This is a genomic window from Actinomadura sp. NBRC 104412 (assembly GCF_030269515.1).
In the GTDB taxonomy this organism is placed as follows: Bacteria; Actinomycetota; Actinomycetes; order Streptosporangiales; family Streptosporangiaceae; genus Spirillospora.
On sequence record NZ_BSTM01000005.1, the window covers coordinates 329,664 to 356,573 of the forward strand.

At 71.7% G+C, this 26,910-nt stretch carries 27 protein-coding genes; 10 read left to right on the forward strand and 17 right to left on the reverse strand.

Features of this window, described 5'->3' with window-relative positions; translation table 11 throughout:
• Positions 1-10: 10 nt before the first annotated feature.
• Positions 11-640, reverse strand: coding sequence for an isochorismatase family protein (locus QSK21_RS09490; RefSeq protein ID WP_285695037.1), 630 nt, complete (start codon positions 638-640; stop codon positions 11-13).
• A gap of 62 nt (positions 641-702) precedes the next feature.
• Here QSK21_RS09490 and QSK21_RS09495 point away from each other — a divergent pair, with 62 nt between their 5' ends.
• From QSK21_RS09495 to QSK21_RS09520, 6 genes are read left to right on the forward strand one after another with little or no spacing between them, the layout of a single operon-like run.
• Positions 703-1,401: an endonuclease V gene (locus QSK21_RS09495; protein WP_285695038.1), complete on the forward strand. Its 699-nt coding sequence runs from the start codon at positions 703-705 to the stop codon at positions 1,399-1,401.
• A 53-nt stretch (positions 1,402-1,454) separates the two neighbouring features.
• Positions 1,455-1,856 (forward strand): Zn-ribbon domain-containing OB-fold protein, encoded by a 402-nt coding sequence (locus QSK21_RS09500; RefSeq protein WP_285695039.1) that lies wholly within the window; start codon positions 1,455-1,457, stop codon positions 1,854-1,856.
• Positions 1,853-2,197, forward strand: coding sequence for a VOC family protein (locus tag QSK21_RS09505; RefSeq protein ID WP_285695040.1), 345 nt, complete (start codon positions 1,853-1,855; stop codon positions 2,195-2,197). The genes QSK21_RS09500 and QSK21_RS09505 overlap by 4 nt, the downstream gene beginning before the upstream one ends.
• Before the next feature lie 44 nt (positions 2,198-2,241).
• Entirely contained in the window at positions 2,242-3,825 is a 1,584-nt protein-coding gene (locus QSK21_RS09510) for a class I adenylate-forming enzyme family protein (protein WP_285695041.1), read from the forward strand.
• Positions 3,822-5,930, forward strand: a complete 2,109-nt coding sequence (locus tag QSK21_RS09515; RefSeq protein ID WP_285695042.1) for an acetate--CoA ligase family protein — start codon at positions 3,822-3,824, stop codon at positions 5,928-5,930. The genes QSK21_RS09510 and QSK21_RS09515 overlap by 4 nt, the downstream gene beginning before the upstream one ends.
• Entirely contained in the window at positions 5,917-6,672 is a 756-nt protein-coding gene (locus tag QSK21_RS09520) for a glucose 1-dehydrogenase (protein WP_285695043.1), read from the forward strand. Before QSK21_RS09515 ends, QSK21_RS09520 begins: the two co-directional genes overlap by 14 nt.
• Here QSK21_RS09520 and QSK21_RS09525 read toward each other — a convergent pair.
• The 3 genes from QSK21_RS09525 to QSK21_RS09535 all read right to left on the reverse strand — a co-directional run bounded on the left by QSK21_RS09525 (position 6,669) and on the right by QSK21_RS09535 (position 9,877).
• Positions 6,669-8,039 carry an amidase gene (locus QSK21_RS09525; protein WP_285695044.1) on the reverse strand — a complete coding sequence of 457 codons (1,371 nt, stop codon included), beginning with the start codon at positions 8,037-8,039 and terminating at the stop codon, positions 6,669-6,671. The genes QSK21_RS09520 and QSK21_RS09525 overlap by 4 nt on opposite strands.
• Positions 8,040-8,789: 750 nt before the next feature.
• Positions 8,790-9,056 (reverse strand): DUF397 domain-containing protein, encoded by a 267-nt coding sequence (locus tag QSK21_RS09530; protein ID WP_285695045.1) that lies wholly within the window; start codon positions 9,054-9,056, stop codon positions 8,790-8,792.
• Positions 9,053-9,877 carry a helix-turn-helix domain-containing protein gene (locus QSK21_RS09535; RefSeq protein ID WP_285695046.1) on the reverse strand — a complete coding sequence of 275 codons (825 nt, stop codon included), beginning with the start codon at positions 9,875-9,877 and terminating at the stop codon, positions 9,053-9,055. Before QSK21_RS09535 ends, QSK21_RS09530 begins: the two co-directional genes overlap by 4 nt.
• A 156-nt stretch (positions 9,878-10,033) precedes the next feature.
• Here QSK21_RS09535 and QSK21_RS09540 point away from each other — a divergent pair, with 156 nt between their 5' ends.
• Positions 10,034-10,267 carry a hypothetical protein gene (locus QSK21_RS09540; protein WP_285695048.1) on the forward strand — a complete coding sequence of 78 codons (234 nt, stop codon included), beginning with the start codon at positions 10,034-10,036 and terminating at the stop codon, positions 10,265-10,267.
• A 169-nt stretch (positions 10,268-10,436) separates the two neighbouring features.
• Here the strand turns inward: QSK21_RS09540 and QSK21_RS09545 are convergent, their stop codons facing one another.
• Complete coding sequence (locus tag QSK21_RS09545) at positions 10,437-11,780, reverse strand: sensor histidine kinase (RefSeq protein WP_285695049.1); 1,344 nt, start codon at positions 11,778-11,780, stop codon at positions 10,437-10,439.
• The gene (locus tag QSK21_RS09550; protein WP_285695051.1) at positions 11,777-12,460 is read right to left on the reverse strand and encodes a response regulator transcription factor; all 684 of its coding nucleotides are present in this window, start codon (positions 12,458-12,460) and stop codon (positions 11,777-11,779) included. Before QSK21_RS09550 ends, QSK21_RS09545 begins: the two co-directional genes overlap by 4 nt.
• 76 nt (positions 12,461-12,536) lie before the next feature.
• On the opposite strand from QSK21_RS09550, the gene QSK21_RS09555 reads away from it, so the two are divergent.
• Positions 12,537-13,031, forward strand: coding sequence for a hypothetical protein (locus QSK21_RS09555; protein ID WP_285695052.1), 495 nt, complete (start codon positions 12,537-12,539; stop codon positions 13,029-13,031).
• Here QSK21_RS09555 and QSK21_RS09560 read toward each other — a convergent pair.
• The 9 genes from QSK21_RS09560 to QSK21_RS09600 form a co-directional block, all read right to left on the reverse strand.
• Positions 13,007-13,858 carry a TIGR03619 family F420-dependent LLM class oxidoreductase gene (locus QSK21_RS09560; RefSeq protein WP_285695053.1) on the reverse strand — a complete coding sequence of 284 codons (852 nt, stop codon included), beginning with the start codon at positions 13,856-13,858 and terminating at the stop codon, positions 13,007-13,009. The two genes, QSK21_RS09555 and QSK21_RS09560, sit on opposite strands and share 25 nt — an antisense overlap.
• Complete coding sequence (locus QSK21_RS09565) at positions 13,855-15,513, reverse strand: hydantoinase B/oxoprolinase family protein (RefSeq protein ID WP_285695054.1); 1,659 nt, start codon at positions 15,511-15,513, stop codon at positions 13,855-13,857. The genes QSK21_RS09560 and QSK21_RS09565 overlap by 4 nt, the downstream gene beginning before the upstream one ends.
• Positions 15,510-17,597 carry a hydantoinase/oxoprolinase family protein gene (locus QSK21_RS09570; protein WP_285695056.1) on the reverse strand — a complete coding sequence of 696 codons (2,088 nt, stop codon included), beginning with the start codon at positions 17,595-17,597 and terminating at the stop codon, positions 15,510-15,512. The genes QSK21_RS09565 and QSK21_RS09570 overlap by 4 nt, the downstream gene beginning before the upstream one ends.
• Before the next feature lie 21 nt (positions 17,598-17,618).
• Positions 17,619-18,608, reverse strand: a complete 990-nt coding sequence (locus QSK21_RS09575) for an acyl-CoA dehydrogenase family protein (RefSeq protein WP_285695057.1) — start codon at positions 18,606-18,608, stop codon at positions 17,619-17,621.
• Complete coding sequence (locus tag QSK21_RS09580; RefSeq protein ID WP_285695058.1) at positions 18,605-19,732, reverse strand: acyl-CoA dehydrogenase family protein; 1,128 nt, start codon at positions 19,730-19,732, stop codon at positions 18,605-18,607. The genes QSK21_RS09575 and QSK21_RS09580 overlap by 4 nt, the downstream gene beginning before the upstream one ends.
• 95 nt (positions 19,733-19,827) lie before the next feature.
• The gene (locus QSK21_RS09585; protein ID WP_285695059.1) at positions 19,828-20,589 is read right to left on the reverse strand and encodes a DeoR/GlpR family DNA-binding transcription regulator; all 762 of its coding nucleotides are present in this window, start codon (positions 20,587-20,589) and stop codon (positions 19,828-19,830) included.
• 5 nt (positions 20,590-20,594) lie between these two features.
• Positions 20,595-21,605, reverse strand: a complete 1,011-nt coding sequence (gene pdxA, locus QSK21_RS09590) for a 4-hydroxythreonine-4-phosphate dehydrogenase PdxA (RefSeq protein WP_285695060.1) — start codon at positions 21,603-21,605, stop codon at positions 20,595-20,597.
• Positions 21,606-21,609: 4 nt separating this feature from the next.
• On the reverse strand, positions 21,610-22,755 hold the full coding sequence (locus tag QSK21_RS09595) for a four-carbon acid sugar kinase family protein (protein WP_285695113.1): 1,146 nt from the start codon (positions 22,753-22,755) through the stop codon (positions 21,610-21,612).
• On the reverse strand, positions 22,755-23,750 hold the full coding sequence (locus QSK21_RS09600) for a 2-keto-3-deoxygluconate permease (protein ID WP_285695061.1): 996 nt from the start codon (positions 23,748-23,750) through the stop codon (positions 22,755-22,757). The genes QSK21_RS09595 and QSK21_RS09600 overlap by 1 nt, the downstream gene beginning before the upstream one ends.
• Positions 23,751-23,898: 148 nt before the next feature.
• On the opposite strand from QSK21_RS09600, the gene QSK21_RS09605 reads away from it, so the two are divergent.
• Together QSK21_RS09605 and QSK21_RS09610 are read left to right on the forward strand one after the other, a co-directional pair.
• On the forward strand, positions 23,899-24,681 hold the full coding sequence (locus tag QSK21_RS09605) for an SDR family oxidoreductase (protein ID WP_285695062.1): 783 nt from the start codon (positions 23,899-23,901) through the stop codon (positions 24,679-24,681).
• A gap of 137 nt (positions 24,682-24,818) precedes the next feature.
• The gene (locus tag QSK21_RS09610; RefSeq protein WP_285695063.1) at positions 24,819-25,208 is read left to right on the forward strand and encodes an ATP-binding protein; all 390 of its coding nucleotides are present in this window, start codon (positions 24,819-24,821) and stop codon (positions 25,206-25,208) included.
• Positions 25,209-25,260: 52 nt separating this feature from the next.
• On the opposite strand, the gene QSK21_RS09615 is transcribed toward QSK21_RS09610, so the two are convergent.
• Together QSK21_RS09615 and QSK21_RS09620 are read right to left on the reverse strand one after the other, a co-directional pair.
• The gene (locus QSK21_RS09615; RefSeq protein ID WP_285695064.1) at positions 25,261-25,902 is read right to left on the reverse strand and encodes a PaaI family thioesterase; all 642 of its coding nucleotides are present in this window, start codon (positions 25,900-25,902) and stop codon (positions 25,261-25,263) included.
• Positions 25,903-25,971: 69 nt separating this feature from the next.
• On the reverse strand, positions 25,972-26,892 hold the full coding sequence (locus QSK21_RS09620; RefSeq protein WP_285695065.1) for a DUF6891 domain-containing protein: 921 nt from the start codon (positions 26,890-26,892) through the stop codon (positions 25,972-25,974).
• Between the last annotated feature and the right edge of the window lie 18 nt (positions 26,893-26,910).

Here is a 26,910-nt window from a genome sequence, read left to right on the forward strand (position 1 = left end):
TTCACCGTGCTCACCGTGGACCTTCCCATGCCGCGATGAGGTCGTCCGTCGTCACTCGTGCGGCGAGGAGGCTGATGGTGTTGGCCATGACGGCGTCACCGTACTCGGCGGGCATGCCCGCGACGGCGTCGGTGAGGACGACGACGCGATAGCCGAGGTTGACCGCCTCCAAGCACAGGCCGGGGATGCCCAGGTTGAGGGACACCCCGATCGCGACGACCGTGCGTACGTCCAGAGAACGCAGGGTCTGGTCCAGGGACGTGCCGGTGAACGGGGAGAACCCGTGGTACCGGCGGGCCTCGATGTCGGACGGGTCGGCCAGCTCCGGGACGACCTCGATGGCCCCTGTGCCCTCCAGCATGTGCTGTGGGTCGCGCAGGAGCGCTTTGATGAAGGGGGCGTTGCCGGTATGGCTTCCCGCCCGGTCGGGGCGGAAGGCGGCCGTGCATTGGATGACCCGTACGCCTGCGAGGCGGGCGGCGGCGGCAGCGCGGGCGGCGTTGTCCACCACCCGGCGTTCCGCGCAGGACTTCACCAGCTCTGGGAACTTGGCGAGGTCGCCGATGACGCCGCGCTGCATCTCCATCACCAGCAGCGCGGTGTGCCCGGGACCGGCCAGTTCGGCAAGATCGATCGCCACGCTTGTCAATCTAGCACTTGCTTGGGCGCGGCCTCCGGGGACGGGCTGTAGCGTTCCGGCCCATGGAGGTACGCGATCTGCACCCGTGGCCGGACACGGCCGCGGAGGCCATGGCCGTCCAGGACCGGCTCCGCCCGCTGCTCGTCCTGGACGGGCCCGGCCCCGCGTCCCCTCGCACCGTCGCGGGCCTGGACGTGTCCTACGCGGACGGCGACGGCCCCAGCCGCCTCGCCGCCGCCGTCGTGGTCCTGGAGACCCGGACGCTCTCGGTCGTCGAGACCTCGGTCGTGACGGGCACAGCGGCGTTCCCGTACGTCCCGGGGCTCTTCGCGTTCCGCGAGCTGCCCGCCCTCATCGAGGCGCTCAGGCGGCTCACCGTCGTGCCGGACGTGCTGGTCTGCGACGGCTACGGCGTGGCCCATCCGCGCCGCTTCGGCCTCGCCTGCCACCTCGGGGTCCTGACCGGGCTGCCCTCGTTCGGCGTCGCCAAGACCCCGTTCACCGGTTCGTACGACCCGCCGGGCGAGGAGCGCGGCGCGTCCGCCCCGCTGCGGGACCCGGGCACCGGCGAGGTCGTCGGACGGGTGCTGCGCACGCGTGAGGGCGTCAGGCCGGTGTTCGTCTCCGTGGGCCACCGGATCGGCCTGGACGCCGCCTGCGAGCTCGCACTCGCCCTCTCCCCGCGCTACCGGCTGCCGGAGACCACCCGCCGGGCCGACCGCCTCTCCCGGGACGCCCTGGCCGGCCTCCTGGCCTCGTAGGGCCCTGACAGGGGTATTGTTCGCTAACCAAGCGTGCGCTAGGTTGGCTCGCGATGGACCAGCCGCGCCCCGTACCCGCGCCGAGCCCGCAGACCGAGCCTTACTGGGCCGCCTGCGGGCGTGGTGAGCTCGCGCTCCAGCGGTGCGGCGGGTGCGCGCGGTTCGTCCACTTCCCCGAGGTCCGCTGCCCCTTCTGCGGCGGCACCGACCTCGCCTACACCAAGGTCGGCGGACGCGGCACGGTGCACACCTTCAGCGTCATCCACCGCTCGTTCCTGCCCGGCTTCGAGCCCCCGTACGTCATCGCATGGATCGACCTGCCCGAAGGCGCCCGCGTCTTCGGCGACGTGACGGATTGCCCGCACGAGGCCGTACGGGTGGGCATGCCGGTCGAGGTGCATTTCGCAGAGCTCGATGGGTTCGGCCCTATCCCCCACTGGAGGCCCGCAGCATGACCCGGATCGGCAATGTCCTCTATGGCGCCAAGGACGTGGGCGAGATGGTCCGCTTCTACCGCGACGCCCTGGGCCTCGACGTGAAGTTCCAGGACGGAGACCGGTTCGCGGCTCTCGACGGTGGCGGCACCACGTTCGCCTTGGCCGGGCCTGAGGAGGACGTGACCGGGGGCGAACCGGCCGTGTCGTTCAAGGTCGACGACGTGGCCGCCATGACGGACAAGCTCACCGCGGCCGGGGCCACCCTCGTACGCGGACCTGAGGAAGGGCCCCATGAGATACGCGCGGTCCTGCGCGACCCCTCTGGCAATCCCTTCATCCTCTACGCCGGTCGCAGCTGATCCCTAGCCATCCCCACCCGTTGCAACGAGGAGACGAACGAGCCATGGCGCGAGCGAACCCCCCGTCCGAGTCCCCGTTCAGTAACTACGCGTACGCGATCCTCACGGCGAACGCGCTCCGCACCCCGGACAAGGTGGCGCTGACCTACTGCGGCGAGCAGAGCTTCACCTACGACGAGCTCAACCGGAAGGTCAACCGGGTCGCGCATGCGCTGCTGGCGGCAGGGGTCACGCCGGGCACCAGGGTGGCCTCGCTGATGAACGAGACCCTGCACGTCGCCGAGGTGTACCTGGCGCAGATGAAGATCGGGTCCATCGTGGCCGCGCTCAACCCGTACTGGCCCGCCGACACCCTGCGGCAGGTCGTGGAGCACTCGGAGTGCACCGCGTTCGTGTACGACGCGACCGTCGAGAAGCTCATCGACGAGATCCGCCCGGACCTTCCCGGGGTGAAGCTGTGGCTGCGCGTGGGCGGGCCGGGAGAGGGCTCGGTCGACCTGGACGCGCTCACCGAGGGAGCGAGCGAGGCGGAGCCTCCCCTGGGCGGGTTCGGCGACGACCTGCTCGCGCTGTTCTACACCTCGGGAACGACCGGCCTGCCCAAGGCGGTCATGCACAGCCACCACAGCTCGCTGGCCAGCGCGCAGATCTGGCTGGACATCGACCGCGACCACGACTCGGTGATGGGCACCGGAGCCATCATCTGGGGCATCGGCTTCCCCGCACTGGTCGGCCCCGCGTTCTATGCGGGAATGACGCTCGTCCTGGAGCAGGACTGGGGCCCGTCCAACTTCCTCAAGGTCGTGCCCAGGGAGAAGGTCACCCACGTCAGCCTGATCCCCAGCTTCTTCTCCGCGCTGCTCGGATCGGACGAGCACGCCGACGCGGACCTGTCGTCCCTCAAGGCGATCGTGCTGGGCGGCGAGCCGCTGCTGCCCGCACTGCGCGAGCGCATCATGAAGCGGCTCCCGGGCGCGGCCATCTACAGCTACTACGGGCAGACCGAGGCCCCCTACACCTGCATCGGACGGCAGGACGACGGCAGCCAGGACCTCGCCTCGGTCGGGCGGGCCCGGATGTCCTGCGCGGTCCGCATCACCGACCCGTCGGGGAACCGGGTGGTCGGCGAGGTCGGCGAGATCAACCTGACCGGGCCGAACGTGATGCTCGGCTACGACAAGCTGCCCGACAAGACCGCCGACGTACTGCGGGACGGCTGGTACGTGGGCGGCGACCTGGGACGCATGGACGAGGACGGCTTCCTGTACGTGCTCGGCCGCCGCGAGGACTCCATCCTCAAGGGCGGCCAGTGGTCGCAGCCCGCGCAGATCGAGGAGGCGGCGCTGGAGGTCGACGGCGTCGCCGAGGCCGGTGTCGTCGGCGTCCCCGCGCACCCCGAGGGCCAGGACGCGGTCGAGCAGAAGATCCTCGTCGCGGTCGTCCCGCGCGCGGGCACGTCCCTGGACGCCGACGCGGTCAAGGCCGCGCTCGCCGACCGCCTGCCGGGGCACCAGGCGCCCGACGCCGTCGTGGTCGCCGACGAGCTGCCGCACACCCAGGACGCGTCCGGCGGACCGGGCAAGCTGCTGCGCCGTGGCATCCGCGACCTCTACGCCGACCGCGTATGAGCGCTTCCAATGCTTCGGGCGCTGCGGCGTTGCACGAGCACGAGGTCAAGAGCCGGATCTCCGGTCACGGCATAGTCGTGCCGCGTGGTGCGACCGCCGCGTCCCCCGATGCGGTCGAGGGCGCCGCGAGCGGCCTCACCCCTCCTCTGGTGGTGAAGGCGTACGGTCCCGGGCTGTTGCACAAGAGCGACGCCGGTGCCGTACGCCTCGGCCTGGAGTCCGCGACTGCGGCTCGTGCGGCCGCGGCCGAGATGCTTGGCTCATTGCAGGCTCAGGGGTACGTCCCAGAGGGCTTCCTGGTGGAGGAGCAGGCGCCACCCGGTGTCGAGGTCATCGTGGGGGCCGTCCGGGATCCCGCGTTCGGCCCGGTGCTGCTCGCCGGGCTCGGCGGCATCTGGACGGAGGTCCTGCGCGACACGGCGCTGCGCCTGTGCCCCATCACCGAGGCGGACGCGCGCGCGATGCTGGACGAGTTGCGCGGGCGCGCGATCCTGGACGGCTTCCGGGGCGGCCCGGCCATCGACCGGGACGCCCTTGTGAAGGTTCTTCTCGCGGTTGGAGGCGAGGGCGGGTTCGTAGAGTCGCTGGGCGACCGCCTTGAGGAGTTCGAGCTGAACCCCGTCATCTGCGGCCCGTCCGGGGCGATCGCAGTGGACGCGCGCCTGCTGGAGGCCGCGCCCTCGCCCACCGTGTCCGCGTATGGGGACACGCCGTCCACGGACTTCGACCGGCTCTTCGCGCCGCGAAGCGTGGCGGTCGTGGGCGCGTCCACCAAGAAGCCCAACTTCGGCAACATGTTCCTCGGCTTCTACAAGGCCGCCGGTTTCAAGGGACGGGTCGTGGCCGTGCACCCGACCGCGCCCGAAATCGACGGCGTGCTCTGCGTTCCGTCCCTTGCCGGTTCGGAGGTGGACTACGCGCTGGTGGCGGTCCCCGCCGCGCGCTGCCCTGCGGTGGTACGGGAGTCGGCGGGCATCCCGTTCGTCCAAGTGATGAGCGGCGGCTTCCGTGAGATGGGCGAACCCGCGCTGGAAGAGGAACTTCTCGCGGCGGCGCGTGAAACCGGTGTGCGGCTGCTCGGCCCCAACTGCATGGGCGTGTACTCCCCTGCCGGTGGCCAGACGTTCCTTGGGGGCGAGCAGGGACGCCCTGGCCGCATCGCCCTGGTGTCGCAGAGCGGCGGGCTGGCCGGGGAGGTCATCAAGGTGGGCGAGCGACGCGGACTCGCCTTCTCCAAGGTCGCCACGGTCGGCAACAGCGCCGACGTCACGCCCGCCGAGCTGCTGCGCTACCTGGCGGACGACGCCGAGACCTCCGTCATCGGCCTCTACCTCGAAGACCCTCGGGACGGCCGCGGGCTCTTCGACACCCTGCGCTCGGTGCGCAAGCCCGTCGCCGTCCTCGTCGGAGGACGCAGCGGGCAGGGCAGGAAGGCCGCCGCGTCGCACACCGGCGGCATGATCAGCGACGCCCGGGTGTGGCCCGCGCTGGCCGCGCAGACCGGGATCACCCTGGTCACCAGCCAGGACGACCTCATCGGCGCCCTGGACTTCCTCGACTTGCACGCCGGTCGTCCCGTCCCTGCCGGGCCCGGCCTGCTCGTCATCGGCCCGAGCGGCGGCGCGGGCGTGCTGGCCGCCGACGTCTTCGACGCGGCGGGCCTGGACCTGACCCCGCTCCCGGACTCCATCCGCGACGCCCTACGGGAACTCGGCCTCGGCGCCGGCAGCTCCCTGGCCAACCCCCTGGAAATACCCGTGGGACCTATGGGCAGGCCGGAGCTGGTAAGGCGCGCGGCGCAGGTGATTCTGGCTCAACACCCGTACCCGGATGTCATCATCCACATCAACGCGCAGAGCTTCTTCACCTTCGGCGACACCGCCGACCCCCTGCTCGCCTATATCCACACCATCGGCGCCCTACAGCAGGAGCTGCGCAACACCCGGGTGACCCTGGTCCTCCGTAACTCCGAGTGCGCACCACCGGGCGTAGAGGATGCCGTACGGGACGTGGCACGGTCAGCGGGAATCCCCCTCTACCGGACCATGGAAGCCGCCGCGGTCGCGGTGAACGCGGGTAAGAGGAGTTCGCGTGGGACGGCTTGACGGCAAGGTGGCGCTCATCACCGGGGGCGCGCGCGGCATGGGCAAGGCCCATGTGCGGCGGTTCGTGGAGGAAGGCGCTCAGGTCGTCTTCGGCGACGTCTTGGACGAGGAGGGCGCCAAGCTCGCCGCCGACACCGCCAACGCGCGCTACGTCCATCTGGACGTCACGTCGGAGGCCGACTGGGAAAGCGCCGTCCGTACGACGCTGGACGCCCACGGGGCCTTGCACGTCCTGGTCAACAACGCCGGGATCATGCGGCACAAGACCATCGAGGAGATGACCCTGGAGGAGTGCCGCCGCATCATCGAGGTCAACCTGATCGGCCAGTGGCTCGGCATCAAGGCGGTCACCCAGGCGATGCGCGACTCCGGCGGCGGCTCCATCGTCAACGTCTCGTCCACCGAGGGCTTCAACGGCGCCGCCGGCCTGTCCGCCTACAGCGCCAGCAAGTTCGGCGTACGCGGCCTCACCAAGTCGGCGGCCCGCGAACTCGGCCCGGACGGGATCCGCGTCAACTCGATCCACCCCGGCGCCATCGTCACCGCCATGTCGATGCAACAGGACGTCGTCGAGGCCACCGCAGACCGTGCCCAAGCCATCATGGACGGCCTCCCCCTGCGCCGCCTCGGCAGCGCCGGCGAGGTCACCGGCCTGGTCGCGTTCCTGGCCTCCGACGACTCCTCGTACTGCACCGGAAGCGAGGTCACGGTGGACGGCGGCCTCCTCATCAGCGGCTTCTAACCCGGCCTGCGCTCCGTCCACTTCTCAACGGCCTCAAGCTGGGCCGCCAGGGAGATGAGCGTGGCCTCGTCGGAGTCGTGCCCCAAAAGCTGCGCCCCTATGGGCAGCCCTTCTTCGCTCAACCCCGCGGGTACGTTCACCCCAGGCCACCCGAGCACATTCCAGGGCCACGCATAGGGGCAGGCCGCGGCGGAGGCACCCTGCGTCTTCCGCCACCCCGCCCCATCGAACGCGCCCACCTTGAACGGCAGCCAGGCCGTAGTAGGCGTCAGCACCACATCCGCGTACCGGAAAATCCTGCCGACCCTCCTCTGCAACCCCGGCTCCAACCTCTTCGCCAAGGGAAGCAGCCGGCGCCCCAGCACCCTCCCGATACGAGCCTCGACCAGCGTCCGGGGCTCGAAAACACCCTCCACCATGCCGTCCACCCAGTCGGCGACACCCGCCGTCCCACGCGGCACCAGCCCCAGCCCCACGAGCCCATAGTCAGGGTCGGCCGGGAACACCTTGTGCCCCAACGCGGTCAACCGCCGCGCCACCCGTTCCACAGCGGCCCGGATCTGCGAGTCCAACCTCCCCCCGGACCCGAACGCCGTCTTGAACGAGACCGCCACCCTCAACCGCCGAGGCTCGACCCGCGCCGCCTCCTCGAACGACGAAACCGGGGCGTCCAGCCGATAGACGTCCTCGGGATGACTCCCGCTGAGCACGTCCAACAGCAACGCCGCATCCCCCACACTCCGCGCCAGCGGCCCCCACACCGTCAGCCCGTAGAACGGATCCGTGTGTGGATACCCCGAAACCCTCCCCCGCTGCGGCTTGATCCCCACCAGCCCCGTCCAGGCCGCCGGTATCCGTATGGACCCGGCCCCATCCGAGCCCACGGCCCCTGCGACCATCCCCGCCGCCACGGCCGCGGCACTCCCCCCAGACGACCCCCCGGGGCTGTACCTCACATCCCAAGGATTACGAGCACACCCCGTAGAGGACTCACTGAACGGCCAGAGCCCGATCTCGCACGTAGTGGTCTTCCCCACCACCACGGCCCCCGCCGCTCTCAGCTTCCGCACGACCTCCGCGTCCTTCACCGCAACCGGATGCCGTCCCCCCACAGCGAACGGCGTGGTCTCCCCCGCGAGATCCGTGTCGTCCTTTATCGCAACCGGCACCCCCAACAGAGGCAGCCGTTCCCCATCCCGCAACCGCTTGTCCGCGAGCCGCGCCTCCCCCAGCGCCCCCTCCCGCACCACCCGGAAGGCCCCCAGCTCACGCCCTTCCTCGATCCGCCGCAACGCCTCCCCGACAAGCTCCTCCGAGGAGACCTCCCCGCCCCGCAGCAACGCCACCTGCTCCCGCAAGCCCCGCATGCCACCTCCCACACGCAGAACGATACAGAGACACCCCCCGAAAAGACTCTGGCCCGCACGGCCCCCGAGCGGGGTATTACGGGCCGTACGAGCCAGAACCAGTCTCAATCAGGAACCTCAGTCGGAACCACAGCCGACGTTCGCTCTGCTCTCCGCCTATGCACCTCCGCCGATGTCTTGTAGTTGACACCGAGAACGCTAGGACCCCACCCACCCCACCGGAACCCCTTTAAGCCTGCCTTAGGGAACCGCTGAGGACCCCTTATCCAGTGATCGTCCAGACAAGTCCGACATAGCCAACCCAAGAGCCGCCCACCTGCACAAACACAGGGAGAGACCCAAAAGAGCCGTCCGGGCAGCCAGCCCTCGTCGACCCGAACCGACATGCGTTGACTCCCCGGATCGGCTCCCTGGCTTCCCTCCCGAGACCCAGCAAGGAGGACACCCCACGGTCCCCACGCGGCCCTGGGGGCCGCCCAGCGGTGCGGGTAGACGGTGATGACCTCGCTGTCGGAGATCCGCAAGTCCGCGTAGGCGCGCTCCCCGATCGGCCCCTTTCGACTTCGGGCAGAACTGGAAATGACTTCCCACCTGCATCAATACAAGATTGGCTCGTGGGCCCGCCTTAGGGAACCGCTGAGGACCCCTCATCCAGTGATCGTCCGGACAAGTCAGACATAGCCCGGCCGACGACCCGCTCACCTGCAAGAACACGTCCGCACGCGACCACTCGCGTGCGGGCCGGTCACCTCAACGCGAGTCGAGCTCGCCGTTCTTCACCCGCCGTGAGAAGACACTCCAGGCGGCGGCCCCGAAGACCAGCTTGGGCCCGTCCGGATCCTTGGAGTCTCGCACCGCCACCGCGGGCCACACCCCGGCCACCTCAACACACTGTCCACCACTACCGCCGCTGTGGCTGCTCTTGAGCCACGTCCCAACCTCAACGCACTGTCCGCCGCTACCGTCCGTGTAGCTGCTTTTCCGCCACTGGATGGTGGAGAAGTCTGCCGCGTTCATAGGCTCTCCAAGATCGACTTGATCAGCTGAAGTGACAGCTCAACGGGCAACGCGTGCCCGCGTATCAAGTCGTACCTTATGTGACAGCCGGCGATTTCGGTGTCGCCCTCGAGCACCTGCCCGACTCCTGCCGCCTCGATGTATGCGACCTCAGAGCCATCAGGGAAGCCAAGAATGGTGAAGCTTCCTCCTGACCCGGCATAGCCGCCAATGCCTTCGGGCACCACTTGGAGCATGATGTTCGGGTGGCGGCTCACCTCGACGAGATGTTCGAGCTGGCTTCGCATCACATCCGCAGTCCCAAGCCCGCAGCGGAGTGCTCGTTCGTCCAGTGTTACCCACATACGCGGCGGCTTCTCGCTGGTCAGAATCGATTGGCGCTGTAGGCGATCGGCCAGGAGCTGGTCAACATCCTCGGGTCGCTGGACTGTCAGCAACACCGCACGCGCGTAATCTTCCGTTTGCAGAAGTCCTGTGATCAACAACGCCTCGAATGTATGCATCACAGACGCCTTACGCTCCAGTTCCGCAAACTTCGGAAAATTTCTGGGAACTCTCGGGCGCTTGAGTTCGCGTTCGTGGGAGTCCAGGAGGCGGACGAACATGCCGTCGGTCTTGAAGTAGGTGTCCAGGTCGTCGGCGAACTCGTGAGAGGGCTTCTCGTCGCCGAGCTCGACCGCACCGATCCACGCGTGCGTGTAGCCGATGGCCTCGCCCAGTTGGTGCATGGGGAGGCCCTGCGCCTCCCGTAGGCGGCGCAGCTCGGCGCCGAAGTGGGTGAGGAGCGAGTACGGGTAGAGCTGTCGTCCGCGCCTGGCCATGGGGGGATCCGAGATTCGTGGTGAGGGTTCCTTGAAAGAGGGCTCCGATCACCTGTTGACGGCTTGAGATCGATCCGTAGCCGAGGGTAACCCGATTCGTCAGGCTGGTCAGGTCATCTCGCAAGCAAGACCGGACGACGAGGAGTGTTTCCGGCTATGAATAGCGCGAACACGGACGATCAGAAACTCGCAGAACTTCGCGAGGCGTTCAACGGGCACCGGATCTGGCGGTCGGTCCGATCGGACGGACGACTGGGCGACTGGGTGGCTACGCTGCACGATCCCGCGGTCGGCGTGGATCCGACCGTCATCGGCTCCACCGCCGCGGAACTGCACGACGCGCTAATCCGCGAAGGCGGTCGGGCCCGGGTCAAGCGGCAGGGCTGGTAAGTGCCACACCCGGTGTCGCTCGCCGTGCCAGCCCGTTGCACATCGCGCAGAAGCAGCCTCTTCGAGGCCGAGGGGCTTGAGGTCCTTCAGGCTTTCCGTTGGCGGACGTCGGCCTGACGATCGCCTTTGGACGGTGTGGGAGCCCGAAACGCTGTGGGCCGGGGGCGGGTCACAGGCGGGAGTGGCGGCGGCGGACCAGGCGGCGGGAGCGGCGTTGGGGTGGGAGCCACTTGGTGCGGAACCACATCTGGATCTGGGCGCCGCCCAGGACGGAGCGGTGGATGCGGAGGTGGCCGCCGGTGGCCTCGGCGGCGCGGCGGGCGATGTCGAGGCCCAGGCCGGTGGAGCCGCCGCCGCTGCTGCCGCGTTTCAAGGCGGCCTCGGGGTCGGAGATGCCGGGGCCCGCGTCCGCCACGAGGATGCCGGTGAGGCCCTTGCCGACGTGGAGGGTGACGGCGAAGTCGGTGCCCTCGGCGGTGTGGCGGAAGACGTTGCCGAGGAGGGCGTCCAGCGCGGCGGCCAGCTCGGTGGCGGGGATGGGCAGGGGGGCGGGCTCGTCCGCGCCGATGAGTTCGCAGGAGCGGCCCTCGTCCTCGGCCAGCACCGACCAGAAGGCGACGCGTTCCCGCAGGACCTTGGAGGCGTCGCAGCTCCCGCGTGCGGTGGGTTTGCGGACGGTGCGGATGATCTGGTCGACCTCCTGCTCGATGCGGCTGACCGCCTCGCGGGTCTGGTCGGCGACGGGGCCGTTGCCCAGCGCCTCGGCGTTGAGCCTGAGCGCGGCCAGGGGGGTGCGGAGACGGTGCGAGAGGTCGGCGGCCATCTCCCGTTCGGCGGCCAGGAGCTGGACGACGTGGTCGGCCATGGCGTTGAAGGCCAGGCCCGCCTCCATCAGCTCGGGCGGGCCGTCGGGGTCGATGCGGACGCGCAGGTCGCCCTCGCCGAACGCGGCGGCGGCCTCGGCGAGCCTGCGGGTGGAGCGGATCATGCGGGCGCCGAGCCGGTCGGCGACCGCGACGGAGCCGGCCACCAGGGCGGCGGCGACGGCGGTCATGACCAGCCAGGCGCTGGTGACGCCGCGGGTCAGGTCCTCGTCGGGGATGAAGACCTCGACGACGGCGGTGCGGCCGGCGTCGAGGGAGACGGGCTGGAGCAGGACGTGGCCGCCCTCGACCCTGGTGGTGTAGGAGCGGCCGCGGCGGGCCGCCTCGGTGATCTGTTCGAGCCGGGCCCTCGACCCGCTGCGCGGCCCCTGGGGGACGACGGTGTTGTCGGGCATGTGGACGGCCATCCGGCGCGCCGCGCCCGCCGTGGTGCTGAGGACGGCCCGTTCCAGGGCGTCCGGGTCCTCGGTGACGACCAGGACGGGGCCAAGCGCGCTGGCCTGCCGTTCGGCGGTGGTGAGCGCCCGGTCGCGGGCGATCTCCCGCACGGTCAGCGCCAGCGGGATCAGGAACGCCAGCGCCACCATCGAGGTGACGGCCAGCGAGACCAGGACGAGCGTGCGCCTCATGACTTGTCCGGGTCGGCGAGGCGGACCCCGACTCCGCGGACGGTGTGCAGGTAGCGGGGGGAGGCGGCGGTCTCGCCGAGCTTGCGGCGCAGCCAGGACAGGTGCACGTCGATGGTCTGGTCGTCGCCGTACGCCTGCCGCCACACCTCGGCGAGCAGCTCGCGGCGCGCCACGACCCGTCCGGGACGGGCGGCGAGGTAGGCGAGCAGGTCGAACTCGCGCCTGGTGAGTTCCAGCGGGGCGCCGTCTAAGGAAGCCTCACGCCGGTCCAGGTCGATGTGCAGGCCGCCGACGCGGATCTCCGCGGTGGGCCCGGACCGGGACGAGCGGCGCAGCACGGCGGCCAGCCGGGCGCTGAGGTGCTCGGCGGAGAACGGCTTGATCAGGTAGTCGTCGGCACCGGCGTTGAGCAGCCGGACGATCTCGGGTTCGTCGTCCCGCGCGGTCGCGATGATCACGGGGACGTCGGAGATGCCGCGCAGCATCTTCAGCACCTCGGCGCCGTCCAGGTCGGGCAGTCCGAGATCGAGGATCACCACGTCGGGGGGCGACTGGGTGACCTCTCTCAGGGCGTCCATGGCGGTCCCGACGCTGCGCACCACGTGCGACCGTGCGCTGAGTTCACGGATGAGGGCCGTCCGGACGTTCGGGTCGTCCTCCACCACGAGCACACTCGACATGCCCGCACCGTATGCCACGATGTGGGCCATGCGTGGCGCAATGTCGTACGTTGCCCCGTGGTTGATCGTGACGGCGGTGGCCGTCGCGCTCTCCTGGCTGGGCGTACGGGACGTCGTGCGCGGCGCGATCTTCGACCGTGCGGCGCCGGAGCCCTGGTCAGGCCCGGTGATCTACGCCAGCCCGTCCACGCCGCCGGGCAGCGTCGGCACCCCCGCGGCCCGGGACGGCCACGGAGACGACCAGTCGGCCTCGGAGACCCTGTCGCCCTCGCCGTCGCCGTCCCGCGACCGCAAGGCCGCCCACGATGGGGACCAGGAACGGCGGGGCGAGATCCGGGGTTTCTCCACCCGCGGTGGCCGGGCGGTGCTGGCGATCTGCGAGAAGGGCAGGCGGCGCGGCGTGCGGCTGGTGTCGGCGACGCCGAACCCCGGGTACGAGACGCGGGTGTGGGGCAACCAGGGCTGGCTGCGGGTGGACTTCATCGACGACGACCGCTCCTCCTCGGTGATCGCCACCTGGCACGACGGCCCTCCCGCGGTGAGGATCTACGAGTACCGCGGCAACCGGTAGGCGGCGGCGAAGTCGCCGAGCTTCTGGAGGGCCTCGCCGGTGCGCCGCCACGGCCGCACGATCAGCCGGTCCACGCCCAGCGCCTCCCATTCGGCGACCTCGTCCGGGCCGGACAGCTCGTAGGCGTGGACGGTGATCTCGAACGGCTCGTCCGCCAGTCCCGCGTCCTTCCGGTACGCGCGCAGGCGGTCCAGTTGAGGCCCGATGGTCTCCAGGTTCTGCGGCATGCTGATCCAGCCGTCGCACAGGGTCGCGGCGCGGCGCAGCGCCGCCTTGGACTCGCCGCCCGCGATGATCGGGAGGCGTGCCTGGACGGGTTTGGGCTCGAACGCGACCTCGGGGAAGTCGAAGAACTCGCCGTGATGCTCGACGGCGTCCTCCGTCCACAGGCGCCGGGAGACCTTGATCGCCTCGTCCAGCCGGGGCCCGCGCGTCGCGAAGTCGATCCCGGCGGCCCGCCACTCCCCCTCGTACCAGCCGGCGCCGATCCCGGCGATCGCCCGGCCGCCGGAGACGTGGTCGAGGGTCGCGAACGCGCGCGCGGCCACGAACGGGTGCCGCAGCGCGTAGAGGTAGACGGCGGTGCCGAGCCGTACGCGCTCCGTGACGGCGGCGATGGCGCACAGGTAGGCGGGCGCGTCGAACAGCGGCGTCGCGGGCTTGATGCCGGGACGGTCGGTTCCCGGGTACACGGCGGTGGACAGGTCGGTCGCGAAGACCAGGTGCTCGGGCAGCCACACCGACTCGAACCCGAGCCGGTCCGCCTCCACGGCGAGGTCCCGCCAGATCCCCGGGTGGACGAGCCCCAGCGGGACACCGAACTTCACGCGCCCTCCTTGGTGACACGGCCGTCGGCCAGGTCGCGCCGGATCGCCTCGGGGTCGCGTTCGGCCGGGTCGCCGTACCCGCCACCGCCGGACGTCTCGACGACCAGGGCTTCGCCCGCGGCGAGGGGCTGGCGGGTGGCCTTGGCGCCGAGTGGTTCGCGCGTCCCGTCCGGACGTTCGCGGTAGTAGCCGCCGGCGCGTCCCGGCTCGCCGCCCGCCGCGCCCGGTGGCGGTCGCAGCAGCCGGTCGCCCCGGGTGTCGACGCGGGCGTCGTCCAGCATGCGGATCACGGTGCGGGTGCCGAGCCCGCCGCGGTGGCGTCCGGCGCCGCCGGAGCCGGGGATGAGGGAGACCTCCTCGATCCTGACGGGCAGCCGCGCCTCGATGGGCTCGGCCTGCGGGATGATGTTGCGGCCGCCGCCGAACAGGGCGCCCGTCGCGTCGGGGCCGTCGTACCCGTCGCGGGCGCCCATGCCGCCCAGGTCGAACGACATGTGCAGCCACGGCCGGCGCGCCCCGCTGATGCTGAACGCCTGCAGAATGCCGGACGCCGCGACCCCGCCGCTGCCGGGGGACGCGCTGGTCAGTGCGGCGAAGATGGCCTCCTCCGCCGCTGCGACCGTCCCGAACCGGCCGCCGCCGGGGAACGGAGGGGTGCAGTTGACCAGCGAGCCCGCGGGCATCCGGACGTCGACCGGCGCGAAGCAGCCCTCGTTCATCGGCAGGGACGGGTCGACGAAGCAGCGCACCGCGTACATCACGCCGCCGTGCGTCTGGGAGAACCCGGAGTTGATCGGGTGCGGCACCTGCTCGTCGGTCCCGTCGAAGTCGACCACGACGCCGCCGGAGCCGTCGACGGTCACCGCCACCCGGATCGTGTGGCCGCTGTCCAGCCGGTACTCGCCGCGGTGCGTGCCCTGCGGGAGCGCGGCGAGGCCGGTCCGCATGCGGTGCTCGGTGTGCGCGAGGTAGGCGTCGATGCCCCGCGCGAGCCCGTCCGGGGTGTGGGACTCGGCGATCTCCTCCAGGCGCCGGGCGGCGACGTTGACCCCGGCGATCAGCGCGCGCAGGTCGCCCACGAGCTTCTCGGGGGTACGGCTGTTGGCGGCCAGGACGCGGACCAGGTCGTCCACGAGGCCGTCGGCGGTGGCGATCCGGACGGGCGGCAGTTGCAGGCCCTCCAGGTACACGTCGGTGGCGTCGGAGGCCATCCCGCCCGCCGACAGCCCCGACAGGTCGGCCACGTGGATGAGCGTCCCGGTGAAGTAACGGGGCTCCCCGTCCATGAAGACGGGACGGAAGACCAGCAGGTCGTTGGCGTGGATCCCGCCCTGGTAGACGTCGTTGAGGACGAACACGTCGCCGGGCGCCATGGTGCCGAGCGGATGCGCCTTGATCACGTACGGGAGGGCGCTGCGCAGGCTCGCGCACTGGATGAGGGCGGTGGACAGGGAGTGGGCGATGAGCCGCCCGTCCGCGTCCAGGATCGCGGCGGCGGCGTCCGCCCCCTCGACGATGAACGTCGAGTACGCGGAGCGGACCACCACGATGCTGGCCTCCTCCGCCGCGACGCACAGCGCGTTGCGCAGGATCTCGGCGGTCAGGTCGGCGTCGCGCGGCGCCTCCTGGCGCGCCTTGGCTTCGCTGGTGCTCACGCCGTGCTCCTCTCAAGGACGATGGCGCCGTGGTCGTCGACGGCGCCGTGCCAGCCGGGCGGGATCAGCAGGGAGCATTGCGGTTCGGTGATGACGCAGGGGCCGGACGGTGTGTCGCCCGGCGCGCACGCGTCCCGCGCGAGGGTGGGGATCTCGTGCATCGCGCCGTCCAGCCACACGCGGCGCGTCCCGGTTGTGCCGGATGCGCCGGGTGGCGGCGCGGACGGAGGCGGGCCCTGTGAGCCTGCCGGGAGGACGGCGCGGACGCGGGCGGTGGTGAGTTCGGCCGGGTCGCGCAGCTCGATGCCGTACGACTCGTGGTAGCGCTTGTAGAACTCGTCTGCGGCGTGCCGCAGTGTCCCCGGGGTGATGGGGCCTGTCGGCAGCTCGATGGTGAAGGCGTGGGCTTGGCCTATGAAGCGGATGCCCACGGCCCGGATGCATTCGGCCTTGTCCGTCTCCAGGTCGGCGAGCGCTGCGCGTTCCAGTTCCTCGAAGACCTCCGCCAGTTCGCCCAGTGCGTCACGGCTCTCCGAGCAGGACAGGAGATGGTTCACGGGTGCGAGGAAGGTCTTGGCGCGTTCGATGGCGAGGTCGGCGTGCAACAGCCCCACGGCCGATCCGACCCCGGCCTTGGGCGGGACGAGGACGCGTGAGATGCCGAACCGCTCGGCCAGGCGTGCCACATGGGTGGGCGCGGCACCTCCAAGGGCGACGAGGGTGAAGCCACGCGGGTCGATGCCGCGCCGTACCGTCACCACGTGCACGGCCGCGCCCATCTGCGCGTTGGCGATGTCGTGGATGGCGGCCGCCGCCTCGATCACGTCCACGTTCAGTGGACGGGCGACATGCTCTTCGATGGCGGCGCGCGCCTTCTCCTCCGACAGCGTGAACTCGCCGAAGCCGTCCGGGGCGAGGTAGCCGAGGACCAGGTTGGCGTCGGTCACGGTCGGGTACTCGCCGCCGCGCCCGTAGCAGGCAGGACCGGGGTCGGCGCCCGCCGAACGCGGCCCGACCCTCAGCGTGCCCGTCTCGACCCACGCGATTGACCCGCCGCCGGAGCCGACCTCGGCCAGGTCGATCGCGGGCACCTTGATGGGGACGCCGGTGCCGGGGCGGCGTCCGCCATAGCTGCCCTTGCCCCCGACCTGGAACTCGTGGGTGATGCCTGGACGGCCGCCGCGTACCAGCCCCGCCTTGGCGGTCGTGCCGCCCATGTCGAAGGAGATGAGGTCGGCCAGGCCGCGCCGCGCGCCCTCACGGGCGGCGGCGATGACCCCTGCGGCGGGTCCGGATTCGATCGTGTAGACGGCACGGGACGCCGCGAGCGTGGCGGGCAGCACGCCTCCGGCCGACTCCATCACGTGTACGGGGGCCGTGATGCCCAGGTCTTGCAGGCGCCGCCCCAGCCGCCGGAGGTACGAGGCCATGACCGGCCCCACATAGGCCGACATGAGGGTCGTGGTGGCGCGCTCGTACTCCCCCAGCTCCGGCCAGACCGAGGAGGAGGTCACCACGGTGGTGCCCTCCGGCAGCGCGGCTTGGACGATTTCCGCCAGGCGTTGCTCGTGGACGGGGTTGACGTAGGAGTGGAGCAGGCAGATGGCCACGGCCTCCACTCCCAGCGCGGCGATGTCGGAGGCGATGCGGGCGGCGGCCTCCTCGTCCAGGGGTCGCAGCACCTCGCCGTTGGCCGCGATGCGTTCCGGCACGGCGAAGGTGTGCGACAGGGGAACGGGAGGCTCGGGACGCTCGTACGCCAGGTCGTACCGCTCCTCCTCCACCCGCGCCTGCCGCCCCAGGGCGAGCATGGAACGGAAGCCTTCCGTGGTGATGAACGCCACCGGGACGCCGGTCCGCTCAAGGATGACGTTGGTCGCGAGCGTGGTGGCGTGGACGAACCGCTCTACCTGCTGCGGTTGCACGCCGGTGGCCGCGAGCACCTGCTCCACACCGCGCAGCAGCCCGGTCGTCGGATCGTCCGGGGTAGTGAGGGTCTTCGCTACTTGCACGCGCCCATCGGTCGCCGTGAGAACGACATCGGTGAAGGTGCCGCCGACATCGCTGGCGAGGGTGATGCCCATATATGTTCCTCCCCTATGGCCCTATGGCATGCGCGCAGGCCGGGCCTCGTTGAACAGGGCGGCGCGCAGCCGAGCCCTGTGAAACCCTTCATCGCCCCACGCGGCACGCAACGCCCACACCCGGTTGAGCCACAGGTGCAGGTCGAGTTCGTCGGTGTAGCCGATCGCGCCGTGCACCTGAAGGGCCGTGCGCGCGGCGCGGTGTGCGGCCTGGCTCGCCGCGTTCTTGGCCATGGACACGTCCCGGGACGCCGTGGGCGCGTCATGGCTCAGCGAGTACGCCGCCCGGTAGACGAGCGGGGCGGCGAACTCCAGTCCCACCGCCACGTCGGCGAGCAGGTGCTTGACCGCCTGGAAGGAGCCGATGACCTTCCCGAACTGCCGCCGCTGCCGCGCGTACCCGACGGCGTCCTCGCGCAGCCTGCGGCCGAGGCCGAGCAGTTGCGCGGCCGTCGCCAGCGCCGCGTGGTCGAACGCCGCGCGCCCGCGGGCCGACCGGGTGGGCCCGGGTACGGCGGCGGTGAAGAGCGGACGGGTCTCATCCACGGAGCCGTGCCTGGCCAGCACCGGTCTTTCGATGATCGACGCCTCCTCCTCCGGCCCGGCGACCAGGAGGAGCCCGGCGAGGTCGGCGTCGGGGAAGGCGGGCGCGTCCGCCGGACGGGCCGACACCACGAGCGTGCCGCCGGCGATCTCCTCCAGCCGGGCGGTCCCGTCGTCCCGCAGGAGGACCGGCGCCGCCACGGCCGTCTCGACCAGCGGGCCCGGCGCCGCGAACCAGCCGGTCTCCTCGTAGGCGAGAACGGTGTCGACCGGGGACAGGCCCAGCCCGCCGTGCTCCTCGGCGATGTGCGCGCCGAGCAGGCCCACCTCGGCGAGCGCGCGCCACGCCGGGCCTGGACGATCCCCGGTGGCCGAGGCGCGGACGGCCTCGGGCGGGCAGGTCTTGCCGAGCACCTCACGCACGGTCTCGGCCAGCAGCCGCTGGTCGGCGGTGAACGAGAACCTCATCGCGGCAGCCCCAGGACGCGCTCGGCGATGATGTTGCGCTGGATCTCGTTCGTCCCCGCGTAGATGGGTCCGGCGAGCGCGAACAGGAAGCCGTCCAGCCAGGGGCCCGCGAGCGGGGCGCGCGGGCCGAGCAGGTCGAGGGCCAGCTCGTGCATCCGCAGGTCCAGCTCCGACCAGAAGACCTTCATCAGGCTGGAGTCGGCGCCCAGCTCGCCGCCCTCGGCGAGGCGCGCGGCGGCGTGGAAGGTGTGCAGGCGGTAGGCGTCGCTGTCGCACCATGCCTGTGCCGCCGCGTCCTTCAGCGCCGGGTCGTCGCTGCGGGACGCCAGTTCCAGCAGGCGGTCGGCGGTGGCCATGAACCGGCCGGGGCTGCGCAGCGTCAGGCCGCGCTCGGAGCTGGTGGTGGCCATCGCGACCCGCCACCCCTCGCCGACGCCGCCGAGCACCCCGTCGTCGGGGACGTGCACGTTGTCGAAGAAGATCTCGGCGAAGCCGTGCTCGCCGTCGAGCTGGGCGATCGGCCGGACGGTGACGCCCGCGCTGTCCAGCGGCAGCATGAAGTAGGTCAGCCCGCGGTGCCGCTCGGAGCCGGGGTCGGTGCGGAACAGGCCGAAGCACCAGTCGGCGAACGCCGCCCGCGAGCTCCAGGTCTTCTGGCCGTTGAGGCGCCAGCCGTCCCCGCCCGGGTCGCGCGTCGCCGTGGCGCGCAGGGCGGCCAGGTCGCTTCCGGCCTCGGGTTCCGACCACGCCTGCGCCCAGATGTCGTCGGCGCGAGCCATACGGGGCAGGTGGCGCCGTTTCTGCTCGTCCGTCCCGTAGGCCATGAGGGTCGGGGCGAGCAGGAAGATCCCGTTCTGGCTCACCCGGCCGGGAGCGCCCGCGGCCCAGTACTCCTCCTCGAAGATCAGCCATTCGACGAGGCCGGCGCCGCGTCCCCCGTACTCCTCGGGCCACGACACCGCCGACAGGCGCGCCTCGGCCAGCGTGCGCTCCCACGCGCGGTGCCGCTCGAAGCCCTCCGCGGTGTCCATCGAGGGCAGGGGGTCTGCGGGGACATGGGCGGCGAGCCACTCCCGCACCTCGGCACGGAACGCGCGCTGCCGCGGCGTGAAGGTGAGATCCACACGGCCTCCGGGGTGCCAACCAAACTAGCGATCGCTTGGTACGCTAGCCGCCCGCACCGCCGCCGGGCAAGCCCGGCCAGGCCCGTCGCTCCCCGTCAGGGTCCCGCGACCACCACGGTGACCTCGTCGCGCTCCCGGAACGGCGCGAGGTCGTCCTCGGCGGCCCCGGAGTCGGTGATCAGCGTCCAGGGCCGGTCCAGCGGCGTCCACCAGTGGCTGTCGGCCCGGCCCAGCTTGCTCGCGTCCGCCAGGACGAACACCTCGCGGGCCTGCTCGACCATGAGCCGTTTCAAGGACGCCTGCTCCGCCGTCCCCTCGCACACCCCGCGGCCGGCCACCACCCCGTCCGCGCCCAGGAACACCGCGTCCGCCGTGATCCCGCGCAGCGCGCCCTCAGCGATCGGGCCGATCATGCCGAGGCTGACGTGCCGCACCGCGCCGCCGAGCGAGACCAGCTCCACGCCCTCGCTGTCGGCCAGCGCGTCCAGCGTGGTCAGCCCGTTGGTGACCACCGTGATCCCCGACCAGGACGCCAGCCGCTCGGCCAGCGCGCCGACCGTCGTCCCCGCGTCCAGGAGCAGCACCGCGCCCGGCCGCACCCGGCTCTCGGCGGCCTTGGCGATCGCCGCCTTCTGCGCCGGGGCGAGCCGCTCCCGCTCGTGCAGGGACTGCTCGCCCGGGGCCGCCGACAGCGCGCCGCCGTACGTGCGCACGACCGCGCCCTCGTCGCTGAGCGTCGCCAGGTCGCGCCGGATGGTGGACGGGGACACCTCGAACCGTCCGGCCAGTTCCTCCACCCGCACCGGCTGCTCCCGCAGGATGCGGGCGATCCTGGCGCGGCGTTCCTCGGCTTTCACGGGGGTTATTGTCCCTCTTGTCCCTCTCGGGTGGGAGCGAGATCGACGGCCTGGCGGAGCGCCTCGAGCATGCTCTCGTGGCCGGCGGTGCCGGTGCCCGCGATGTCGAACGCCGTCCCGTGGTCGACGCTGGTACGGATCACCGGCAGGCCCACGGTGATGTTCACCCCGGCCTCCAGGCCCAGCACCTTCACCGGCCCGTGGCCCTGGTCGTGGTACATCGCCACCACCAGGTCGAAGTCGCCCCGCACCGCGCGGAAGAACACCGTGTCGGCGGGCAGCGGGCCGCGCGCGTCGATGCCGTCGGCGCGCAGCCGCTCGATCGCCGGGACGACCTTCTCCTCCTCCTCGCCCTGGCCGAACAGCCCGTTCTCCCCCGCGTGCGGGTTGATCCCGCACACCGCGATGCGCGGCTCGGCGACGCCGGACCCGACCAGCGTGGCGTGCCCGCGCCGCACCGTCCGCTCCACCAGGCCGGAGTCGATGCGGCGGACCGCGTCCACCAGCCCGATATGGGTGGTCACGTGGATCACCTTCAGCTCGGGCGCGCTGAGCATCATCGACACCTCCTCGGTGCCGGTCAGCTCGGCCAGCAGCTCGGTGTGCCCGGGGAAGCGGTGCCCGGCCGCGTGCAGCGCCTCCTTGTTGAGCGGCGCCGTGCAGATCGCGTCGATGCGGCGCGCCGTCGCCAGCTCCACCGCCCGCTCGACGAAGCGGTACGCCCCCTCGCCCGCGACCGCGCTCAACCGCCCGAACGGCAGGTCGTCCGGGATGCAGTCGAGGTCGACGACGTCGATCGTCCCGTGCTGGAAGGCCGCGCCCTCCGGGCCGGCCACGGCGTTCACCGTGACCCGTTCACCGACGATCTCCGCGGCCCTGCGCAGGCGCGCGGCGTCGCCGATCACCACGGGCCGGCTGATCCGGTGCGCCTCCGGGTCGGCCAGCGCCCGGACGACGACCTCCGGCCCGACGCCCGCCGCGTCCCCCATCGTGATCCCGACGATCGGGCGTTCCATGCCTTCACTCACTCCCCTGCTCGTTACGGACGGCGCGCAGCACGCGCGCCGGCGTCTCGGGAACGCCGAATCCGCCCGCCTTCGTGATGAACAACGTCCCCGCCCCCGGCCTGGTGCGCGCGGCCACGACACCGGGCTCCGGCTCCCCCACCGGCCACAGCTCGCCGGCGCCCATCGCCAGCAGGATGGCCCGCGCGGTCTCGCCCCCGGTGGCCAGCAGCACGCCCACCCCCTCGGCGGCGCCCACCGTCACGGCCGCCAGCGAACGGGCGGTGGCCAGGGCCCTGTCACGGTCGACCGGCGCGTCGGGGTCGACGGACAGGACGACGTCGGCGCCCGCGCCGAAGGCCGCCCTGACGGCCTCGACCGCCCTGGCGGGATCGGTCTCGCCGGGGGCCAGGTTCACCGCCGTCCAGCCGTCCGCGATCAGCTTCGCGCGTTGTGCGCGGGCCGTCTCCGAGTAGCTGCCGACCACGACGAGCGCGGGCCCGTCCGGGGGCGGGATCCTGGGCGGACGCGCCGGCCCCAGCGTGCGGGCCAGCGCCGCCGTGACACCGCCGGATCCGGCCAGCAGCATCCCGTCGCCGAGCGCCTCGCAGACCGCCGTCAGGTCGTCGTCGGTCTCGCCGTCGCACACCACGGCGTCCACGCCGTCCCGGGCGGCTTGCGCGAAACGCGCATCCAGTGCGCCGCCGCGGACCGCGTCCAGCCCGATCCGCTCGGCCCGCAGGCCGGCCTCCGCGAGCAGCGCGGCCACGTCACCGCCGTGCCGGCGCTCGGGAAGGGGCTCGCCGCCGACCCGCACGATGCCGCCGACGACCGTCCGTCCCGTCGCGGGGAACGCCGGGGCGACCACGGCGAGGACGCCCTCGCCCGCGGCCGCCGCTATCTCGGCGCCGACGTTCCCCCGCAGCGTGGAGTCGATCTTCTTGACGATCCGCGCGCCGTCCTCGCGCCCGCGCTTCACCGCGTGCGCGACCCGCGCCACCGCGACGTGCTCGGGCGCGTACCGGCTGTCGGTGTCGGCGGCCACGACCCGCGCGTCCGGCCAGGTCTCGCCGAGCGCCACGGCGGTGCTCATCCGCGCCGCGAACGGCACCGCGGCGTCGGCCGCCCCGCTCAGATCGTCCGCGACGATCAGGATCTCCATCACGCGGTCGTCTCCGCCGCCTCGCGCGCGGCCGCGTCGTCGTCATCGCCCTGGACGCGATGCGCCCACCAGGCCGTCACGATCGGGACGAGGATCGCCGTCACCACGACCGACGCCGCCACCAGCACGGTCGCGTGCGCCGCGGCGGCCTTGTAGGCCGGGTTCGCGCTGGCCACGATGGCGGGCACCGCGGCCGCGTTGCCGGCCGTGGACGCCGCCGCCAGCCCGGCCACGCCGTTGCCGCCGGTGAGCCTGTCCGCCGCGAACAGCAGCGTGCCGCTGAACAGGACCACCGCGACACCCAGGCCCAGGCCCAGCAGCCCGGCCGTCCAGACGCTGGTGAGGTCGATGCCAGCGCCGAGCGCGAAGGCGAAGAACGGGATCAGGATCGGCGTCGCCCCGCCCAGCCACCTGCGCAGGTCATGGTCCAGGTTGCCGAGGATCGCGCCGATCAGCAGCGGAAGCAGCGCGCCGACCATCGTCTGCCAGGGGAACGCCGACAGCCCGGCCACGCCCAGCGTCACCATGGTGAGGAACGGCCCGGACTCGATCGTCATGATGGAGTAGGCGGCCACGTCCTTGGGCTTGCCGAACTGCCCCATCAGGGCCATGTACAGCCCGCCGTTGGTGTCGTTGATCGCCGCCACCACGGCCAGCGTGGACAGCCCGGCGAACATCCCGCCGCTCACCGGCAGCTCGCCCAGGAAGTGCCCCAGGACGACGCCGACGATGATCGAGGCGGCCACCTTGGCGGCGAACAGCGCCCCGCCCTTCTTGACGATGTAGGGCGTGGCCCGCACGTCGATGCTCGCGCCCATGCACACGTAGAACACGGCGAGGATCGTCAGCGCCCCGCTGAACAGCGCGCCGGTGAACGACCCGAAGTAGTCGCCGGCCGAGGGGAAGAGCGTATGGATCACCGCTCCCAGCAGCAGCGGAATGATCATCATGCCGCCGGGGATCCGCTCCACGCTCTTCTTGATCGGGATCTGCATCGCACACTCCGTACCCATGGCCCCATCGCTGGGACCCGCTCGTTCCCCCGAAGTACGGTCATGTTACTGCGCGTTTCGCGCAAATCAACACTTTCATGCGCAGAATACGCAAGCAGCATCCCAACCAATCGCTTGGTACGCTCCGCCCATGAACCTGCAGGGCAAGACCGCGGTCATCACCGGCGCCGGTCCCGGGCTCGGCCGCACGCTCGCCGTCCTCCTGGCCCGCGAGGGCGCCGACCTCGTCCTGGCCGCCCGTACCGAGCAGACCCTCGCCGCCATCGCCGGCGAGGTGGAGGCGTGCGGGCGCACCGCGCTCGCCGTCCCCACCGACGTCAGCGAGCCCGCCCAGGTACGCCGCCTGGCCGACGCGGTCGCGGCGCGCTTCCCCCGGGTGGACGTCCTGGTCAACGCCGCCTTCCCCGGCTCCCATCGCAAGAACGTCCTGGACATGGACGAGGCGTACCTGGAACGGTGGCGCGCGTCCGTCGAGATCGCCGCGTACGGCACCCTCCTGGCCTGCCGCTACCTCGCGCCGCTCATGACCGCCGGAGGCTCGATCGTCAACATCACCTCGATGTCCAGCCGCACCGGCTACGCGGGCCGCAGCGACTACGCCGCCGGGAAGGCGGCCGTCCACCTGCTCTCACACTGCCTGGCCGACGAGCTGGGACCGTCCGGCATCCGCGTCAACTGCGTCGCCCCCGGCTGGATCGCCAGCGACGTGCTGGAGGACTGGATGCGCACCCGAGCCGCCGCCGAAGGCGTCGCCTACGAGGACATCCTCGCCCGCGACACCGACGCCATGGCCCTGCGCCGCATCCCCACCGAAGAGGACATCGCCCAGGCCGTCCTGTACCTGGCCTCGGACCGGTCGCGTTCCACCACAGGCGCCACCATCGACGTCAACGGCGGCCAGCTCTTCACGTGAGCCGCCGGGCTCCGCCGCGAGGGCGAAGGCGAGGGGCGAAGGCGGACCAGTGCAAATCCACGGTCTACTTACGGCATATCCGTTTACTTTCGGCTCCTTGGTCAACAAGTCTCACGACCGGCCAGGAGGGCGATCTGTTGATCGAGGAAGATGGACACGCCGGTCGACCACAGTGCGCGCTCAGCATGGAGGCCGACCCCAGATCCGTCCCCACCGCGCGGCAGGTACTGCGGGCGGCGCTCGAAGGGTGGGGTGTTCCCCAGCTCGAGGAGGACGCGACCCTGGTCACCTCCGAGCTGGTGGACAACGCGGTGCGGCATTCCCGCACCCTCACGTTCGTGGTGAAGCCCCGGTCCGAGGGTCATGTCGAGCTGGAGGTGTGGGACGACAACCCCGAGCCCCCGGAGGAGCAGGACTCCGGCCCCGAATCCATCGGCGGGCGCGGCCTGATGATCGTCGGCGCGCTGGCGTCCGACTGGGGTTGGCGCCCCACCAACAACGGCAAGGTCGTCTGGGCCGTCGTCTGACCAGGCGGCGCGGCCCCTTCAGGTCACCCGAGTCCTACTGGTCGCCCGAGTCCTACGCCCAGGGGGCAGGGGCCGGGGGCTTGGGTGAGACGAACATGGCGGTGGCTTCCACCGTGGTCTTGGAGTCGGGAGTCCGGATCCAGCCGTCGGCCCAGGTCTTGCGGCCTTCCGTGCGGGTCACCCTGCCCTCCACGGTCAGGGGGACGTCCCAGGGGGTCGGGCGCCGGTAGCGCAGGTCGAGCGTGGCGGTCATCCCCGGGGTGCCGTTGACGGCCGCCGCCATGCCCAGAAGGTGGTCGAGGATCATGGCGGAGACGCCTCCGTGGACGTAGGACGGCGGGCCCTCGTACACGGCGCTCAGCGTGACCGTGGAGCGGACGGTGCCGTCCGGGTCGGCGGTGAACTCGACCGGCGGCGCGATCGGGTTGAGCGCTCCGGTCACCGGGCTGGCCGGCTGGTACGGCATGCCGTCCGGTCCGAGCACCGCGTCCGGCAGTCCGGGCCTGCGCGACGCGGACAGCCGCGCGGTGAGGGCTTCCAGCTCGGCCGAGACCGCCGCGAGCTCGGCAGGGGGAGCGTCGGTGAAAAGGACCGCCTCGGTCAGCTCGCGTACGCGGTCGGCCAGCGCGGAGAGGGCCGCCACCTGCGCGTCGCCCGTTCCAGCGAGAACCGCGCCGGTGTCCTGTTCGGCCATGCCACCTCCCGTTGATCGGCCGAACTGGATTCTAGATCGGGCGGGCACGTACCGGATCCGGCGGGGGCGTCAGGTCCAGACGACGGTCTCCAGATCCCCCAGGTCGGTGATCGCCACACGGTCTTCATCGGCCAGGGCACGCACGACCCGCGCGGCCTCGTCCAAGCCGGCCCAGCGGCCGTACGAGCAGCGCGCGCCCGTGTCGGGGGTCTCCAGCCAGAAGCGCGGGCCGTCGTCCCACATGCCCTGGACCACCCCGCCCGACCGGCCCTGGCAGGTGACGAAGTTGTCGTTGGACGGGACGAGTTCGTACAGCAGCCCCCGGAACGCCTCGAACGACATCGGTACGGGGTCGTCCTCCTGACGCCCGCGCGTGTAGTCGCAGTAGGTGACCTGGAGCGGGCCGTCCGAGGCGGGCACGTCGGGCGAGGCGGCCAGGTGGGCGTAACGGCGGCGCCGCCAGGTCAGGGGAAGGTGGATGCGGGAGGTGGCCGCGCCGTCCCACTCGGCGGTCAGGCCGCGCGCGCGGAGGGCGTCCATCACGCGGGCGCCGATCTCGGCGGGGTCGCCGTCGGGGCTGAACGCGCCGTAGGAGAGGAACAGCCCCTCGCCCCGCGCGGCGGCGTCCACGTCCTGGCGGTGGCAGAAGACGTACCCGCGGGCGTGCGGGACCGCCAGCCCGGCGATCTCGTTCATGCCGCAGGACTGGCAGCAGGTGAAGTCGGCGCGCGCCACGACACCGTCCAGGTCGAGGTCGCGGAAGGCGGCGAGGAGCCGCTCGGAGTCGAGCAGGTCGCCGTTCCAGCCGCGCTGCTCCTCCCGGTACGCGGCGAACGCGGCCCGTGCCGCCGCGTCGACGGCGTCCCGGTCCACCTCGCCTTCCAGCAGTTCGAGGGCGTCGGCGACGATGGTCTCGAAGTCGTCCTCGCCGCGTGCCAGCGCGACCAGGACATGCTCGCGGAGCAGGCTGTTCATCGATCCGTCGACCATGCCCGCAGTATCGCGGCC